Here is a 14,316-nt window from a genome sequence, read left to right on the forward strand (position 1 = left end):
CCGCAGCCGGCCAAGCACATCCTCGACTGGTTTCACATTGCCATGAAGCTGCATCCCATCGAGCAGACTGCCGAGTGTTGGGCGCGCCGACTGCCGCCGAACGAGCGGAAGGAGCTTCTGGAAGACATAGCAGCGGTGAGAAGGCGTCTCTGGAATGGTCAAACAGACAGGGCAATTGACCTTGTCGGTCGACTGTTTCACGACCTGAAGGCAGATGAACAGGGCAGCTCCGCGATCGTCTCGCTACGCGGCGGCCTGTTGAACTTGCGCATCTACATCGACCAAAACCGGGGCTCGATAACCAACTACGGCGCGAGATATCGCGAAAGGAAACGGATCGCCTCAACGGCCGCTGAAGCGAGCGTCAACAATTTGGTCGCAAGGCGAATGGTCAAAAAGCAGCAGATGCGTTGGTCGGAACGCGGGGCAAACCTGCTCCTTCAAGTTCGCGTGGCCCTTGCCAATGGCGATCTTGCCGAACGTCTCGCCTACCGCCCGCCGGTTCAACCAAGGCAGACCATCATTTCGCCGTTCGTGCCTTTACCGCTCTTTCTGCGTGCCGCATGACCCCAGGTCGTTGAACGGTCTCACGCGACAGCGACAAAGCGCTTCGGAACGACAGGTGGGCGGCGTGATCTGGAGAGGGCTGACCGCGCACAAAGCAATGTTTGCATAAGGCCGGCAGATTCTGACTCGTATACATAGGATTCCTATGTATACTGGGCGTCGAGGAGTCATAGATGCCCACAGTTCAGATCGCTTACGCCCTTGCCCGGATCGGCACCCTGCTGAAATCCCTTGCCTGGGAGGATGCGGAAAAGCTCGGGGTCAACCCGACGCAGGCGCAGACCCTTGTGCGGTTGGCCGCACGCGGACGATCACGGGTCAGCGACCTGGCCGCCGAGCTTGGAGTGAGCCAGCCGACGCTGAGCGATGCGGTGGCGGCACTGTTCCGCAAGGGGTTGCTGGAGCGGCAACCGGACCCCGAGGATGGCCGCGCCGTGCGGCTGCAACTGACCTGGGCGGGGCGCGCTGTGGCCGAGGCGGCGCGCGTTCCGCCTCCGGCGATGCTGGCGGCGCTGGAAACGCTGCCAGAAGCTGACCGCGATGCGATGCAGCGCGGGTTGGTGGGTCTGATCCGGGCATTGCAACTGGCGCAAGTGATTCCGGTGCAGCGGATCTGCGTGACCTGCAGGCATTTTCGCCCCCATGCCCATGACGACGCGGCGCGCCCGCATCACTGTGCCTTTGTGGATGCCGCCTTTGGCGATGCCGCGCTGCGGATCGACTGCGGCGACCACGAAACCGCCGCCGACCCGGACCTCCTGCCCCTTTGGGCGAGGTTCTCGGCAGCGGCCTGAGACGGGCGCCCGGAACCGCGGCAACGGTCCGGACGCCCTGATGCCCACCAATCCAACGGATGAAAAGGAGCCCCATATCATGACACGAAAATCCAACCTTTACCATGCCGGAGCCTGCCTTGCGGCGCTGCTTGGCGGCAGCGCGGCGCTGGCCGATGGCGCACATGACCACACCGGCGGTATCACGGCCACGGCGGGCGACCGCGCGCCTTTCGACATCGTTCACGCCCGGATCACCACCGAAGGGCGGGTGGCGACCTTTCACATGGCCGTCTCGGGCGCGGCCGGGGAAAGCCGCCCTGCCGCCATTGGCGCGCTGGCGGGGTCGCAGGTCTTTGCCTATGTCTGGCCGACCACGCTGGACAGCGCCACTGTCGGGTTCGAGCCCGGCGCAGGCATCCTGGCGATGGTGGCGACCGCGCATCCTGATTTCGACGACACCCCGCTATACGACGAGAACCGAGATGGCGACCGGGGCAATGACGGCGATCTGTGGCACAGCCATTGGGTCGTTCTGGGGCAGGATGACGCTTGCGGCGCGGGCGCGCTGAAAGTGATCGACATCCCCGAAGGCAGCACGCCGCGCCTGCCTGCCACCTGGCCGGGTCTGCCCTTGCTGATCGACAGCCCCGGTTGGCAACCGATGCTTGATGCCGAGACCATCGAGATCGCGGTGGCTTTCGACGACATCGGCGCGGTCGAGACGGTGGGCTTTGACGGTGTGACCGCAGGCTTGCGGGTGAATGCCGATGTCCATGCGCCGCTTCTGTGCGTCACCGATGTCTTTGACGTGGCCTCGGGCGATCTCAGCCTGCCGGGCAAGGTCAACCAGTAATCAACGGCCGGCGGCGCTGGTGGTGCCGCCGGCACATTGTGGAGAGTGAACGCCATGTCCGATCTTTCCCCGCCGATCCTGGCCTCCGAATGGCTGAACACGCCCGAACCGTTGACGCTGGAAGGCCTGTGTGGCCGGGTCGTGGTGATCGAGTGTTTTCAGATGCTGTGCCCCGGTTGCGTCAGCCACGGGTTGCCGCAGGCCCAACGCATCGCCCAGACCTTTCGCCCGCAGGACGTGGCGATGATCGGGCTGCACTGCGTGTTCGAACACCATGCCGCGATGACTCCGCTGTCGTTGCGAGCCTTCCTTCACGAATACCGTATCCGTTTTCCGGTCGCGGTGGACATGACCGGCGAACGGGGCCCCTTGCCACAAACCATGGAAGCCTATGCGCTGGAGGGCACGCCGACACTGCTGCTGATCGATCGCGAAGGTCGCCTGCGCGCGCGCCATTTCGGGACGATTTCCGACCTTGCGCTGGGGGCCGAGATCATGGCGCTCGTGCTGGAAAGCACCGATGCCGGTTGATCCCGCGCCGCCCTTCCGCCGCGTCAGATGTCAGCGCCAAGACGAAAGGATAGCCGGAAAGTCGAAGCGGTCCCGATGTTGACCTATGGGGGCGCTTACGAAGTCACTTTCCAAAGAAGTTCTTGCGCCTCAGGTCAGCGATCACGCGATCGGCCATCTGGGTGCAGCGCGCGCCGTCGAAGGGAAATACGGTTTCGAAACCGCCCCTTAGCCGGACTTCAAGCCCCGCGCGCAGGCGCTTGCGGGCGCGGAACAGCCGCGTCCTGACCGTGATCGGATTCAATGACAAGGTCCGCGCTATGGCCAGCACACCCAGACCCTCGGCCTCGTGCAGAAGAAAGACAAGTCTCAATTCCGCCGGCAGCCCGGCAACCGCAGCCTCGAGCATGGTGGAAATCTGCGTCCGGCCAAGCGCCGCTTCGCTGCCTTCAAAGCCGTTGCCGGGAAAGATCACGACGGCGCTGTCTGCCGCATCCCGCTCAAGCACGGTATCATACTCCTCGTGCGGCCGGGCGGCTCGGGCGCGCATCCGCGCCGCGTTGATGGTGATGCGGACGAGCCAGGTTGAAAAGCGCGCTTCGCCGCGAAACTGATCCAGCCGGGTGAAGGCCGCAAGATAGGCGTCCTGCACCGCATCTTCCGCCTCGGCATTGGTGTCAAGGATCCCGCGCGCCACCCGGAAAAGCCGGGGATTGAGGCGGCGGACAAGTTCGCGCACCGCCGCCTCGTCCTGCGCCCGCGCCGCCGTGACCAGTGTCGCTTCGTCTGCATCGCGCAGGCTACAGGCCGGGGCCGGACGTGGAGCGGGGTTCATGGCTGCCCCGGGGGCATCACGCGCCCGGCCTTCAGAATGGCCTCGACAGACGGAAACCCGTCAAGAGCAACCGCGGGCAGATCGCCCGCCTCGGTTGCCGCCCCCTGCCAGCCCGCGTCACCCGGCGTTCCGACCACGATCCGGCCGACCATCCCAGCGTGTTCGTGCGGAAGGCAGTAGAAGTCGTAAACGCCGGGGAGGGTCAGCAAAACCTCGAAACTGTCGCCGGGCAGCAGGAAGTCGCTGTCCCAGGGCGTCGCCCCCGCAGGAATGCGTTGCGGCCGGTCGAAGAGGGTGGGGTGATAGCAGGTTGCGGTGTGGCTGTTCCCGGGATCAAGGTTCACAAAGCGCACCGTCGTGCCAGCGGCAACCGCAAGCCCGACCGGGGCGAACCAGACATGCTCGCCCCGTGACGTGCCCTGCATCCTGATCTCTTCCACCGTACCCGCAAGCACGAAGGCTGGCCCGATGAGAGCGACGACGCCGCCCCCACCAACCGCCAGCACCTGCCGACGGTTCGGCATCACTCTGCCAGCCTCGCCTTGGCATCCGCGCCGTGGAACAGCACGACATGCGCGTGCGGCTTTTCCACACCCGGATGCCCGGCGTTGTAATAGATGTCGACGGATGAAACATCATTCGATCCGACAGCCAGGTCGTTGTAGGACGTGCCGCCCTGCAAATCCTCGATCGGGGTCATGAAGATTGTGGCGGCCAGTTTTCCGTCCCGATCATAGCCAAGAAAGGGTCCCGCCGGCAGGGTCGCGGGATCGACGAAAAGCGTGCCGAGGCCGGGCAGGAAATCAGGCAGCGCCACAAGGTCGCTGACCTTGGCATACGGTGCCGGCGGCGGCGCGGCTTCGGGGACGTCTTCGGCTTGGGCAAGGCCGGGGGCAGCAAGCATCAGGGCGATGCCAAAGGTTGCGGCGGACAGGTTGAGGAACATGGTCGTCTCCGTGACTGAGCGAGACCCTTTCGTGCGATCTCGGCTATTGGATGCGGCAACGCCCGAAATGTTCCCCGCTTTCAGGACTATTTCTTCGCGGGTCTTCCGGTCATGTTTCAGCCGTTGGGGCCTGAGGCCGATCGTGTTCCCTTGGCGTCAAAAGTGCTTCGTTTGAGGATGGTGCCTGCGTCGTCGACCGTCAGCCTTAAGACGCGCCCGGCATGGCGAAACGTCAGCCGGAACCGGCCTGCGTCCGCATCAACGCCCTTTTCGCACCGGCTTGTCACCTTTCCGGCCCGCATCTTTTCCTGCAACTGCGCGGGGTCCAGCCCGAAGGCAGCAGCCACCGTCACCGCATCGACCTCGAACCCCTGCGCGGTGACAGTCACGCCGCTCATGTGGCATCGCGCCAATGGTTGTTGGCGGCGGCGATGGTGGCGAAATGGGTGGCTATCACAGCGCTGACCGCGATCAGCGCATCGGCATCTTCGGCATACTCGGGGCGCAGCCGGTCACGCACAGCGGCGTCGGGCTGGGTTTTCTTGATCGCCATGCGCGACAGCTTGACGGCCAGGTCATAGCCTTCGGTCGGGGTTGGCGTGATCAGCGTGGGCAGCCAGTTGTCCATTGGGGCTTTCCTTTAACGGGATGGGGATATCGGGGGCAACCAGGATGCGGAGCGCGTCTCCTTCAAGGTCGTCATATTGGTCATGGCGCAGCGCCCAGAAGAAGGCGGCAAGACCGGTCAGGCCAAGGCCAATCGCGATGGGCACAAGGATGAACCAGGTCATTGCCCTTGCACCCCTTCCGGGCGCAGGGCGACCCAGGCGTGCCAGGTGCCGTGACCCAGCAGCGGGAAAATCACAATCAGCCCCAGCAGCCCGGTCGCCGCCGACAGCGCAAAGCCCAGCGTCACGATCACCCCCCATGGCAGCACGCTGCGCAGGTTCTGCGTGGTGATCGCAAACGAGGTGCCAAGTGCGGTCAGCGCATCGACACGGCGTTCCAGCAGCATCGGGATGGAAAACAGGCTGATCGCCATCGCGAAGGCGGCAAACAGCCCGCCGATGGCCGAGCCGGTCAGGATCAACGCCCAGCCGCGCGGCGTGGTCAGCAACTGGACAAGGATGTGGTCAAAGCCCGGAAACGGCAGCATCCCGAAGAACAGGGCGTAAAGCAGGTCCGCGGCGCGAAGCCAGAGCACGACCAGAAGGCACAGCAGAAGCCCCGCGAACACCAGTTGTCCCCCCGATGTCGGACGGACCAGCAGCATCTGCGCCAGCGTCGCCGGCTGGGCGTTGTGCAGTCGGCGGCTTTTCTCGTAAAGGCCGATGGCCAGAAGCGGGCCGACGACCAGGAAGCCCGACAGAGCCGGAAAGATAAGCCAGGGCAGGCCCGCAAGGATCATCCCGCCGATGACAAGGGCCGACAGGGCGGCCACCGCAAGCCCGTAGATCAGGCTTTGGGCCGGGCGGGCCCACAGATCGGCCCAGCCGCAGGAGAGCCAGCCAAGCGCCGCGCCCCTTGGCAAATCGCGGGCAAAGGGGCGCGGCGCAGGGAGGCGCGGTTCCAGTGCGGGAAGCGGTTCAAGCATGGCGGCCCCCTTTCAGCATCCGGGTTTTGCGGCAGCCAGGCCCGGCTTTTCGGCCACGCAACCGGGTTGCGACCGAAAGGCCAGGTCGGCAAGATTCCAGTTCGCTCCGATCACCAGCGCCAGGGTGGCGGCAACGCCAAGGGTGATCCAGACACGCGGGCGCAGGCTCATGGCGCATCCTTCGCCCCCTTGTCTGCAAGGCTTTCGATATAAAGCGCCATCATGCGGAGTTCCGCCTCTGCCAGTCGCTCCTGCCAGGCGGGCATCACGCCCTGGCGACCGGCAAGCAATGTCTGACGTATCGTGGCCGCATCGCCGCCATAGATCCAATCGGCATCGGTCAGGTCCGGCGCGCCGGTGCCCTCCAAACCCTTGGCATCCTCGCCGTGGCATCCGGCGCAGTTGTCCTGAAACAGGGTGGCGGCCGCAGAGGTGTCGCCGGGGATCACGCCGTTGCCAAGCGTCAGCACATATTCGGTCAGCGCCACGATCTCGGGCCGGGGCAACAGACCGTCCCGGCCAAAGGCGGGCATCTGGGTGAAACGGGTATCGGGGTGGGGGCTGTTGATGCCAAAGCGCAAGGTCGTCTCGATCTCTTCTGCCGTGCCGCCCCAAAGCCAGACGCCGTCATTCAGGCGCGGAAAGCCGGGGCCTCCCGTGCCGCCCGCGCCGTGGCAGACCTGACAGTTCTGGCCGAAGAGGGGCTCTGCCGTGGCCCGGGCGCGGGCCATCAGGTCAGAGTCGGCGCGCAGGCTGTCGAAATCCTGCGTGGCAAGAGCCGACATCCAGTCGGCCCGCGCTGCGGCTGCAGCGGCAATGTCGGCGGCGACGGCCAGTTGCTGATCACCACCCAGCAGCCCCTTGGTATAGGTCTGCCCCAGCGGCCAGGTCGGGAAAAGCACCCAAGCGATCACCGCATAGACATGCGTCACCGCCAGAAACCACACCACGACGCGCGGTATTGGCGAGTTCAGTTCCTTGATGCCGTTCCAGTCATGCCCGGTGGTGGCAAAGCCCGAGACCGGGTCGCGTTCGGTCACGGACATGGCCGGTCCTCCGACGTCAGGATGGAGTTCGCGGCGCGCTCAGCCCCGGCTTTGCGAGTCGGCCAGTAGGTGTGGATCACGATCAGGATGAAAAAGCCCATCAGGTAGAACAGGCCAAAGGTTTTCGCCAGAAACAACGCAAGATCATGGCTCATGGTGTCACCTCCGGCGCATAGGGGACCTGCGACAACTGCCCCAGCACCTGAAGGTAGGCCACCAGGGCGTCCATCTCGGTCAACCGGTCAGCACCGGAGAACGGGCGCAGGGTGGTCGCCTCGCCGTAGCGGGCGACAAGTCCCGTGGCCGCTTCACCGTCGGGCCGGGTCTGCGCCAGCGCGTCATGCGGGGCGTTGGCGATCATCTCGTCGGTGTAGGGCACGCCCAGGCGGCGCAACACCGCCAGATGCTGGCCCAGATCAGCCACGTCCAGGGTGTTTGTCGCCAGCCAGGGATAGGCCGGCATGATCGAGGTCGGCACCACATCGCGCGGGTTGATCAGGTGGGCGACATGCCAGTCGTCGGAATACTTGCCGCCCAGCCGGGCAAGGTCCGGACCTGTGCGCTTGGACCCCCACAGCATCGGGTGATCATATTGCGATTCCGCCGCCAGGGAATAGGGACCATAGCGTTCCACCTCGTCGCGCAGGGTGCGGATCATTTGGCTGTGGCAGGCGTAACAGCCCTCGCGGATGTAGATGTCGCGCCCGGCCAGTTCGAGGGGTGTGTAGACCCGCATGTCGGGCAGGGTTTCCACCGTGTCGTCGATGGTGAACAGGGGGGCAATCTCGACCAGACCGCCGACGCTGGCCGCAAGGATGATGGCCACGACAAAGCCGACCGAGTGCTTTTCAAGATTGTAGTGCGCCTTGAACAGGGACATGGGCCTACTCCGCCGCTTGGGGGGCAAGGGGTACATCGGCGGCCGCACCGCGCGCGCCGCGCACCGTCAGCCAGATGTTCACAGCCCCCACACAGATGCCCGCCAGAAACAGCGCGCCGCCGATCACCCGGGCGATGTAGTAGGGGCGCATTGCCTCCATGCTGTCGATGAAGGAATAGTTGAGCGTGCCTGCCGCATTGTAGGTGCGCCACATCAGCCCTTGGGTGATGCCGGCGTTCCACAGCGCAAAGACATAGGTCAGCAGCCCGGCAAGGGCCAACCAGAAGTGCCATTCGACGAGCCGCGCCGAATGCATCGTCGTTCGCCCCCAGATCTGCGGGATGACCGAATAGAAGGCACCGAAGGTCACCATCGCCAGCCAGCCAAGAGCGCCGGAATGAACATGGCCTACCGTCCAGTCGGTGTAATGCGACAGCGCGTTGACCGGGCGGATCGCCAGGAACGACCCCTCAAACGTGGACAGGCCATAAAACACTGCCGCCACGAACATGAACCGCAGCGTCGCATCGTCGCGCACCCGGTGCCATGCCCCGTTCAACGTAGCCAGCGCATTGCCCGCCGAAGCCCAGCTTGGCACCAGCAGCATCACCGAAAAGGTCATGCCAAGGTTCTGCACCCAGGTTGGCAGAGCGGTGTAATGCAGGTGGTGCGATCCGACCCAGAGGTAGAAAAAGGTGATGCCCCAGAAGCTGATGATCGACAGTCGGTAGGAAAAGATCGGCCGCTGCGCCCGGACCGGCAGGTAGTAGTAGAGCATCCCCAGAAAGCCCGAGGTCATGAAGAACGCGACCGCATTGTGGCCATACCACCACTGCACCATCGCATCCTGCACACCCGAAAAGGCCGAATAGCTTTTCGCCCCGACCCAACTGACCGGCAGGGCGGCGGCGTTCACGACATGCAGCATCGCCACCACGACGATGAAGGCGAGGTAGTACCAGTTCGCGACATAGATATGCGGCTCTGCCCGGCGCTTTAGCGTGCGCAGGTAGAGCACTAGGTAGACCAGCCACACGACCACCAGCCAGAGATCGGCATACCATTCTGGCTCGGCATATTCCTTGGACTGGGTGACGCCCATGAAATAGCCCGTGACCGCCCAGACCAGAAACAGGTTGTAGCCGATCAGCACGAACCAGGGGGAAAGTTGATCCGCCAGCCGCGCCCGACAGGTGCGCTGCATGACGTGGAATGATGTGGCGATCAGGGCATTGCCGCCAAAGGCAAAGATCACGCCCGTCGTATGCACCGGGCGCAGCCGGCCATAGCCGGACCAGGGCTGCCCGAAGGTTGCCTCGGGCCAGACCATGAGGGCGGCCACCCACAGCCCGACCCCCATCGCAAACACACCCCAGACCATCGCCAGCACGATGCCGACCTTGATCGGGTCGTCGTAATACCGCTGAAGACGTGCCGGATCGGGGGCGGGTTCCTCCAGAACGCCGCCCACCGCGAAGACAAGGGTAAGGCCAAGCGCCAGGGCAATGAAGCCGTGCACGGCCATCGGATCGTGCTTGCCGAGCGCCGCCATGGTCAGCCCAAGCAGCGCAAGACAGATGGACAGAAGCAGGCCGAGGTGCCTTTCCGTGCGGGTGAGTTTTGCGATCATGCGAGTGCCACCCTTTCCATCCTTGGCAGGGCCACATCCGCCAGGGTCGAGCGGTCCAGATCGGCCAGAAACGCCGCCTCGGCCGAACGCAGCCGAGCCTTCAGACGGCAACAGCCCATGACGGTGCAGGCGCCGCCCGATGCCTGAAAGCACTCCACCAACGCCTGACCGGTTTCCAGAAGACGCACGACCTCGCCCAGCCGGATCTGGCTTGCGGGCCGGGCCAGAACCGCGCCGCCTCCACTCCCGCGCCGCGTGGCAACGATTCCGGCCTGCGCAAGCGTCGACATGATCTTGGTCAGGTGATGGCGCGACAGGGCAAACTCTTCGGCCAAATCGGCGGTCGAGAAGGCACGGTCGGGCTCTGACGCCATCCGCATCAGCGCGCGCAGTCCGAAATCGGTGAAGGAGGTCAGGCGCATCGCTGCTCCGTTTGAATCTGTATTTACAATACCTATTAGCAGGGTCTACGTTTGGCGCAAGCCCGGAGTCAAGGAACGCCTGCCATGTCCGCCCCTGATGCCCTGCGCAGCGCCCGCCCCGATGTCACCGCTGACCTGATGCGGCGCACCGGGCTTGACGACGCCATGCTGGGCCGTCTGGTGCACGGGTTTTATGACCGCGTGCGACGTGACCCGCTGCTGGAGCCGGTCTTTGCCGACCGGATCACTGACTGGACCCCGCACCTGGAGCAGATGGTCGAATTCTGGTCCTCGGTCGCGCTGATGACCGGGCGGTACCACGGCGCGCCGATGCCCAAGCATTTGCCCTTGCCGGTCGAGCGGGAACACTTTGACCGCTGGCTGGATCTGTTCCGGCAGACCGCACACGAACTTTGCCCACCGGCCGGGGCGGCGTGGGTGATCGAGCGGGCCGAACGGATCGCGTCCTCGATCCACATGAACATCCTGGGCGCACGTGGCCAGAATGGCCGCGCGGCTGCGCCATCCCAGCTTTGAGAGAGGAAACCTGACATGACGAATGATCCGCCGCTGAACGACAACGCCGCCCTGACCACCTACATCGAGACGCGCTACCATCAGACGCACCGCGCGCAACTGCCCGACCTTGCCGCGCTGGCACTGAAGGTCGAGCGGGTGCATGGCGACAGACCGGATGCCCCGGTCGGGCTGGGCGCGCTGCTGCAACGCCTGATCGGCACGCTGGAGGTGCATATGAAGAAGGAAGAGCTGATCCTTTTTCCCGCAATCCGGCGCGGTGGCGGGCCGGGAATCGAAAACCCCATCGCGGTGATGCGGGCCGATCACGATGACCACCAGACCGAGGTGGTCGAGATCCGCAGGCTGACCCATGACCTGACCCTGCCCGAAGGCGCCTGCCGATCCTGGACCGCACTTTATGACGGGCTGGGCGAGTTCCTGCGTGACCTCGACACCCATATCCGGCTGGAGAACGATGTGCTGTTTCCCCGGTTCGCCCCTGCAGCCTGACCCGTCCCGCGCGCATGAGGAAAGGAGACACTGATGCCAGATATCTCGATGCCAAAGGCCACCCGGGCCCACGGCGAAAAGCGTCATGCCCTTGCCCCGGCCGCCAATGACGCCTTCCGCGCCTTCGGCAAGGCGGTCTTTGCACCCGGAGCGCTGGATGTCCGCACCAAGCAGCTGATCGCCGTTGCGGTCGCGCATGTCACGCAATGCCCCTGGTGCATCGAAGCCCATGTCAAGGCGGCCCAAAGGGAAGGTGCCTTGGGTCCGCAGATCATGGAGGCCATCTGGGTGGCCGCAGAAATGCGCGCGGGCGCGGCCTTTGCCCATTCGGTAAAGGCGCTGGACCTGATCGAAGACGACCCCGCACCATGATGTCGGCCTCCGTCTGCGACATCCACCTTTGTCGGGCCCATGACATCAAGGCCGGAGTACGGCCCACCGGCGCGCGGTTGCTGGTGGACAGGCTTTGGCCACGCGGCATCAGCAAGACAGATCTGCCACTTGATGCCTGGCTGAAAGATGTGGCCCCCAGCCCCGCTCTGCGCATCTGGTACGGGCATGACCCTGCGAAATGGGCCGAGTTCGGCACCCGCTACCGTGCCGAATTGCGCGACAACCCCGGGGCTGTGGAAAGCGCTCTGGCCTGGTGCCGCAGGGGGCCGGCAAGCCTGATCTATGCCGCGAAGGACAGGCTTCACACCCACGCGCTTGTCCTGCGCGATCATCTGGCCGAAACTCTTGCCAAGGAATACGCGCAATGACGGACACCCGACTGCACACCCCTGTCTGCACCTTGCTGGGCTGCGATGTGCCCATCCTGATGGCCGGGATGGGGGGCGTGGCGCGATCTGAACTGGTCGCGGCGGTGGCAGAGGCGGGTGGGTATGGCATTCTCGGCATGGTGCGCGAAACGCCACAACTGATCGCCGAGGAAATTGCCGCCGTCAGGGTCCGCACCGAGCGGCCCTTTGCCGTGAACCTGATCCCGGCGGCCACCGACCCGGCACTTCTGGATGCCGAACTGGGCGTCTGCCTTGATCTTGGCGTTCCGGCGATGTGCTTTTTCTGGGATGTGGTGCCTGCGGCCGTTGCCCGCGCCAAGGCGGCCGGCTGTCTGGTTCTGCATCAGGTCGGCTCGCTCAAGGCTGCGCTTGCCGCCGAGGCGGCGGGTGCGGATGTGCTGATCGTGCAAGGGGTCGAGGCCGGTGGCCATGTCCATGGCACAGTCTCGGCGCTTGTGCTGGTGGAACAGGTGGTCCGCGCGGTCAAGCTTCCGGTCATCGCCTCGGGCGGATTTGCGACCGGGGCCAGCCTGATCGCCGCGGTGGCGCTTGGGGCGCAGGGCATCCATTGCGGCACGGCATTTCTGGCGACTGTGGAATCCTTTGCCCATGAGAAACACAAGGCCCGCGTTCTGGCCGCGATGGCCGAAGATACCGTCCACACCGACATCTATGCGCTGAACTGGCCGCCGAATACCCCGGTCCGGGTGATCCGCAATTCGGTGATCGACGGCCTTGGCCCCAATCTGATGGGACACCGGCCCGACCTCTTGCCGCGCGAGGTGATCGCCGCCGAAGATGGCCGCCCTCTTTTGCGCTACAGCACCGATTCCCCGCTTCGCACCACGACCGGCAACCTTGAGGCGATGGCGATCTATGCTGGCCAAAGCGTCTCGCTGATCGACAGCCTGCCAAGGGCCGCCGGGCGCGTGGCGGCGATCATGGACGAGGCGCGGATAGCCCTGGCCCGTCTGGCTGTGCTGACCAAGGGGGATGAGGCATGACCGGCGATGACGACAGCCCGCGGGGCTATGCCTCGCCCCCCTGCCTGGCACATGAAATCGACCCGACCTATTTTGACCCGCTGGCCGTCGATCCGGCGCAGGCGCGTGACGTGGCGCGCTGGCGCAAGGCCGAGCGGGCGCGCCTGCTGGCGGAACGCGCCACGCTGTCGGTTTCGGCGCGACAGGACGCCGCCGAGCGGATCACACCCCGGCTGGACGATCTGATCCGCGCGCGGTTCGGGCAGATCGAGGGTCTGACGATCTCGGGCTGGTGGCCGATCAAGGCGGAACTGAACCTGCGGCACTGGCTGGCCGATCTTGTCGGCCAAGGCGCAACGGTGGCCTTGCCCGTTGTCCTGACGCCCGCCGCGCCGCTGGTGTTCCGGCCCTGGACGCCCGATTGCCACATGGTGCAGGGCTTCTGGAAGATCCCCATCCCCGCCGAAGGACCGGAGGTGATCCCGGACGTGACCCTTGCGCCGTTGGTGGGCTGGGACGCGGCGGGGTTCCGGCTGGGATATGGCGGCGGCTACTTCGACCGGACGCTGGCCGCTTTGGCACCACGCCCCTATGCCATCGGCGTCGGCTTGCAGGCAGCGCGGGTCCAGACGATCTTTCCGCAGCCGCATGACATTGCGATGGACGCGATCGTGACCGAGGCCGGTCTGCGCCACCCATGAACGCCTAGGCCGCGCCGATCAGACGCCAGAAAAACACCGCGCTCATTCCGAAACCCACTGTTGCAATCACTTTGCGGACGACGGGTTTCGGAAGCGCGCGGGCCAGTGGGGCACCGGCGTAACCGCCTGCCGTTGCTGCAAGCATCATGATGATCGCTTGCGGCCAGGCGACCAGTCCTGCCACCGCAAAGACCGCCACCGAGATGGCGGACAGAAGAAAACTCAGCCCCGACTTCAGCGCATTCATGCGATTGAGGTCGGTCATGCCCCACAGTGAGAAAAGCGCCAGCAGGACGATCCCGAGGCCCCCATTGAAGTAACCGCCGTACAGCGCGACGCCAAAAAGCCCCAAAGCCCCTTCCGACGACACGTCCCGGGCCTTTGCGGCGGCCCATTGGCGGACCCTGTCCCCGAAAAGGAACACCAGGGTGGCCCCCAAAAGAAGGAAGGGAACTACCATTGAAAACGCCTGGTTCGACGACACCAGCAAGAGCCCTGAACCCGCCAGCCCCCCCGCAAGGGTGATCGCCGCCAACCGCAACAGCCGTTTGCGATCAAATCCTGCCAGTTCGTTGCGAAAGCCCAGGGCACCGCCAAGATAGCCCGGAAAAACCGCGACCGTGCTGGTTGCATTCGCCATGACGGGGGGCATGCCGGTGAAGACAAGCGCAGGAAAGGTGAGGAATGTGCCTCCGCCTGCGACCGTATTCAGGATGCCTGCGCCAAAGGCGGCGGCGAGCAACAACGCTGTTTCCATCATGC

General features: G+C 64.9%; 23 protein-coding genes and 1 pseudogene. 10 read left to right on the plus strand and 14 right to left on the minus strand.

The features are described from left to right. The 4 genes and pseudogenes from VR71_RS03115 to VR71_RS03130 form a co-directional block, all read left to right on the plus strand. Positions 1–567: pseudogene (locus tag VR71_RS03115) on the plus strand (hypothetical protein); the annotation flags it as partial. Between the two features lie 173 nt (positions 568–740). Continuing rightward, on the plus strand, positions 741–1,361 hold the full coding sequence (locus VR71_RS03120; protein WP_045681100.1) for a MarR family transcriptional regulator: 621 nt from the start codon (positions 741–743) through the stop codon (positions 1,359–1,361). 79 nt (positions 1,362–1,440) lie between these two features. Continuing rightward, positions 1,441–2,196, plus strand: a complete 756-nt coding sequence (locus tag VR71_RS03125; RefSeq protein ID WP_296429803.1) for a hypothetical protein — start codon at positions 1,441–1,443, stop codon at positions 2,194–2,196. Positions 2,197–2,250: 54 nt separating this feature from the next. Next, positions 2,251–2,727 carry a redoxin domain-containing protein gene (locus VR71_RS03130; RefSeq protein WP_045681102.1) on the plus strand — a complete coding sequence of 159 codons (477 nt, stop codon included), beginning with the start codon at positions 2,251–2,253 and terminating at the stop codon, positions 2,725–2,727. A gap of 103 nt (positions 2,728–2,830) precedes the next feature. Here VR71_RS03130 and VR71_RS03135 read toward each other — a convergent pair whose 3' ends face one another. The 13 genes from VR71_RS03135 to VR71_RS03180 all read right to left on the minus strand — a co-directional run bounded on the left by VR71_RS03135 (position 2,831) and on the right by VR71_RS03180 (position 10,059). Next, a complete protein-coding gene (locus VR71_RS03135; RefSeq protein WP_045681103.1) occupies positions 2,831–3,541 on the minus strand; it encodes an RNA polymerase sigma factor in 711 nt (236 codons plus the stop codon). Continuing rightward, positions 3,538–4,065 carry a plastocyanin/azurin family copper-binding protein gene (locus tag VR71_RS03140; protein ID WP_045681105.1) on the minus strand — a complete coding sequence of 176 codons (528 nt, stop codon included), beginning with the start codon at positions 4,063–4,065 and terminating at the stop codon, positions 3,538–3,540. The genes VR71_RS03135 and VR71_RS03140 overlap by 4 nt, the downstream gene beginning before the upstream one ends. Next, the gene (locus VR71_RS03145; RefSeq protein ID WP_045681107.1) at positions 4,065–4,487 is read right to left on the minus strand and encodes a hypothetical protein; all 423 of its coding nucleotides are present in this window, start codon (positions 4,485–4,487) and stop codon (positions 4,065–4,067) included. The genes VR71_RS03140 and VR71_RS03145 overlap by 1 nt, the downstream gene beginning before the upstream one ends. A 116-nt stretch (positions 4,488–4,603) precedes the next feature. After that, a complete protein-coding gene (locus tag VR71_RS03150; protein ID WP_045681109.1) occupies positions 4,604–4,885 on the minus strand; it encodes a DUF6522 family protein in 282 nt (93 codons plus the stop codon). Next, complete coding sequence (locus VR71_RS03155) at positions 4,882–5,115, minus strand: hexameric tyrosine-coordinated heme protein (protein ID WP_045681112.1); 234 nt, start codon at positions 5,113–5,115, stop codon at positions 4,882–4,884. The genes VR71_RS03150 and VR71_RS03155 overlap by 4 nt, the downstream gene beginning before the upstream one ends. Next, positions 5,063–5,278, minus strand: a complete 216-nt coding sequence (gene ccoS, locus VR71_RS24565) for a cbb3-type cytochrome oxidase assembly protein CcoS (RefSeq protein WP_296429807.1) — start codon at positions 5,276–5,278, stop codon at positions 5,063–5,065. Before ccoS ends, VR71_RS03155 begins: the two co-directional genes overlap by 53 nt. Continuing rightward, entirely contained in the window at positions 5,275–6,081 is an 807-nt protein-coding gene (locus tag VR71_RS03160; protein ID WP_045681114.1) for a DUF2189 domain-containing protein, read from the minus strand. Before VR71_RS03160 ends, ccoS begins: the two co-directional genes overlap by 4 nt. A gap of 12 nt (positions 6,082–6,093) precedes the next feature. Beyond that, complete coding sequence (locus VR71_RS24570) at positions 6,094–6,252, minus strand: hypothetical protein (RefSeq protein ID WP_296429809.1); 159 nt, start codon at positions 6,250–6,252, stop codon at positions 6,094–6,096. Continuing rightward, complete coding sequence (gene ccoP / locus VR71_RS03165; protein ID WP_045681115.1) at positions 6,249–7,127, minus strand: cytochrome-c oxidase, cbb3-type subunit III; 879 nt, start codon at positions 7,125–7,127, stop codon at positions 6,249–6,251. Before ccoP ends, VR71_RS24570 begins: the two co-directional genes overlap by 4 nt. Further along, positions 7,118–7,282: a cbb3-type cytochrome c oxidase subunit 3 gene (locus VR71_RS24575; protein ID WP_296429811.1), complete on the minus strand. Its 165-nt coding sequence runs from the start codon at positions 7,280–7,282 to the stop codon at positions 7,118–7,120. Before VR71_RS24575 ends, ccoP begins: the two co-directional genes overlap by 10 nt. Beyond that, positions 7,279–8,007 (minus strand): cytochrome-c oxidase, cbb3-type subunit II, encoded by a 729-nt coding sequence (ccoO, locus tag VR71_RS03170; RefSeq protein ID WP_045681117.1) that lies wholly within the window; start codon positions 8,005–8,007, stop codon positions 7,279–7,281. Before ccoO ends, VR71_RS24575 begins: the two co-directional genes overlap by 4 nt. 4 nt (positions 8,008–8,011) lie before the next feature. After that, complete coding sequence (gene ccoN / locus VR71_RS03175) at positions 8,012–9,637, minus strand: cytochrome-c oxidase, cbb3-type subunit I (protein ID WP_045681119.1); 1,626 nt, start codon at positions 9,635–9,637, stop codon at positions 8,012–8,014. After that, entirely contained in the window at positions 9,634–10,059 is a 426-nt protein-coding gene (locus tag VR71_RS03180) for an Rrf2 family transcriptional regulator (protein ID WP_045681121.1), read from the minus strand. The genes ccoN and VR71_RS03180 overlap by 4 nt, the downstream gene beginning before the upstream one ends. A gap of 84 nt (positions 10,060–10,143) precedes the next feature. Here VR71_RS03180 and VR71_RS03185 point away from each other — a divergent pair, with 84 nt between their 5' ends. Genes VR71_RS03185 through VR71_RS03210 form a run of 6 tightly spaced genes read left to right on the plus strand, consistent with a single transcriptional unit; the run spans position 10,144 to position 13,554 of the window. Next, positions 10,144–10,596: a group III truncated hemoglobin gene (locus VR71_RS03185; protein ID WP_045681124.1), complete on the plus strand. Its 453-nt coding sequence runs from the start codon at positions 10,144–10,146 to the stop codon at positions 10,594–10,596. 15 nt (positions 10,597–10,611) lie between these two features. After that, positions 10,612–11,088, plus strand: coding sequence for a hemerythrin domain-containing protein (locus VR71_RS03190; RefSeq protein ID WP_045681125.1), 477 nt, complete (start codon positions 10,612–10,614; stop codon positions 11,086–11,088). Between the two features lie 33 nt (positions 11,089–11,121). Continuing rightward, on the plus strand, positions 11,122–11,460 hold the full coding sequence (locus tag VR71_RS03195) for a carboxymuconolactone decarboxylase family protein (RefSeq protein ID WP_045681127.1): 339 nt from the start codon (positions 11,122–11,124) through the stop codon (positions 11,458–11,460). Then, positions 11,457–11,849 carry a DUF488 domain-containing protein gene (locus VR71_RS03200; protein ID WP_296429813.1) on the plus strand — a complete coding sequence of 131 codons (393 nt, stop codon included), beginning with the start codon at positions 11,457–11,459 and terminating at the stop codon, positions 11,847–11,849. The genes VR71_RS03195 and VR71_RS03200 overlap by 4 nt, the downstream gene beginning before the upstream one ends. Next, a complete protein-coding gene (locus VR71_RS03205) occupies positions 11,846–12,874 on the plus strand; it encodes a nitronate monooxygenase (RefSeq protein ID WP_045681129.1) in 1,029 nt (342 codons plus the stop codon). Before VR71_RS03200 ends, VR71_RS03205 begins: the two co-directional genes overlap by 4 nt. Beyond that, positions 12,871–13,554, plus strand: coding sequence for a 5-formyltetrahydrofolate cyclo-ligase (locus tag VR71_RS03210; protein WP_045681132.1), 684 nt, complete (start codon positions 12,871–12,873; stop codon positions 13,552–13,554). Before VR71_RS03205 ends, VR71_RS03210 begins: the two co-directional genes overlap by 4 nt. A 4-nt stretch (positions 13,555–13,558) precedes the next feature. Here VR71_RS03210 and VR71_RS03215 read toward each other — a convergent pair. Continuing rightward, positions 13,559–14,316, minus strand: a 758-nt coding sequence (locus tag VR71_RS03215; protein ID WP_045681133.1) for a sulfite exporter TauE/SafE family protein, incomplete at its 5' end; no start/stop codon positions are given.

Source organism: Roseovarius sp. BRH_c41, from assembly GCF_000961715.1.
GTDB lineage: Bacteria > Pseudomonadota > Alphaproteobacteria > Rhodobacterales > Rhodobacteraceae > Roseovarius.

Bases quoted from the DNA above. Each gene is read 5' to 3' on its own strand.
- VR71_RS03120 (WP_045681100.1), top strand. From the start codon at position 741: ATGCCCACAGTTCAGATCGCTTACGCCCTTGCCCGGATCGGCACCCTG.
- VR71_RS03125 (WP_296429803.1), top strand. From the start codon at position 1,441: ATGACACGAAAATCCAACCTTTACCATGCCGGAGCCTGCCTTGCGGCG.
- VR71_RS03130 (WP_045681102.1), top strand. From the start codon at position 2,251: ATGTCCGATCTTTCCCCGCCGATCCTGGCCTCCGAATGGCTGAACACG.
- VR71_RS03135 (WP_045681103.1), bottom strand. From the start codon at position 3,541: ATGAACCCCGCTCCACGTCCGGCCCCGGCCTGTAGCCTGCGCGATGCA.
- VR71_RS03140 (WP_045681105.1), bottom strand. From the start codon at position 4,065: ATGCCGAACCGTCGGCAGGTGCTGGCGGTTGGTGGGGGCGGCGTCGTC.
- VR71_RS03145 (WP_045681107.1), bottom strand. From the start codon at position 4,487: ATGTTCCTCAACCTGTCCGCCGCAACCTTTGGCATCGCCCTGATGCTT.
- VR71_RS03150 (WP_045681109.1), bottom strand. From the start codon at position 4,885: ATGAGCGGCGTGACTGTCACCGCGCAGGGGTTCGAGGTCGATGCGGTG.
- VR71_RS03155 (WP_045681112.1), bottom strand. From the start codon at position 5,115: ATGGACAACTGGCTGCCCACGCTGATCACGCCAACCCCGACCGAAGGC.
- ccoS (WP_296429807.1), bottom strand. From the start codon at position 5,278: ATGACCTGGTTCATCCTTGTGCCCATCGCGATTGGCCTTGGCCTGACC.
- VR71_RS03160 (WP_045681114.1), bottom strand. From the start codon at position 6,081: ATGCTTGAACCGCTTCCCGCACTGGAACCGCGCCTCCCTGCGCCGCGC.
- VR71_RS24570 (WP_296429809.1), bottom strand. From the start codon at position 6,252: ATGAGCCTGCGCCCGCGTGTCTGGATCACCCTTGGCGTTGCCGCCACC.
- ccoP (WP_045681115.1), bottom strand. From the start codon at position 7,127: ATGTCCGTGACCGAACGCGACCCGGTCTCGGGCTTTGCCACCACCGGG.
- VR71_RS24575 (WP_296429811.1), bottom strand. From the start codon at position 7,282: ATGAGCCATGATCTTGCGTTGTTTCTGGCGAAAACCTTTGGCCTGTTC.
- ccoO (WP_045681117.1), bottom strand. From the start codon at position 8,007: ATGTCCCTGTTCAAGGCGCACTACAATCTTGAAAAGCACTCGGTCGGC.
- ccoN (WP_045681119.1), bottom strand. From the start codon at position 9,637: ATGATCGCAAAACTCACCCGCACGGAAAGGCACCTCGGCCTGCTTCTG.
- VR71_RS03180 (WP_045681121.1), bottom strand. From the start codon at position 10,059: ATGCGCCTGACCTCCTTCACCGATTTCGGACTGCGCGCGCTGATGCGG.
- VR71_RS03185 (WP_045681124.1), top strand. From the start codon at position 10,144: ATGTCCGCCCCTGATGCCCTGCGCAGCGCCCGCCCCGATGTCACCGCT.
- VR71_RS03190 (WP_045681125.1), top strand. From the start codon at position 10,612: ATGACGAATGATCCGCCGCTGAACGACAACGCCGCCCTGACCACCTAC.
- VR71_RS03195 (WP_045681127.1), top strand. From the start codon at position 11,122: ATGCCAGATATCTCGATGCCAAAGGCCACCCGGGCCCACGGCGAAAAG.
- VR71_RS03200 (WP_296429813.1), top strand. From the start codon at position 11,457: ATGATGTCGGCCTCCGTCTGCGACATCCACCTTTGTCGGGCCCATGAC.
- VR71_RS03205 (WP_045681129.1), top strand. From the start codon at position 11,846: ATGACGGACACCCGACTGCACACCCCTGTCTGCACCTTGCTGGGCTGC.
- VR71_RS03210 (WP_045681132.1), top strand. From the start codon at position 12,871: ATGACCGGCGATGACGACAGCCCGCGGGGCTATGCCTCGCCCCCCTGC.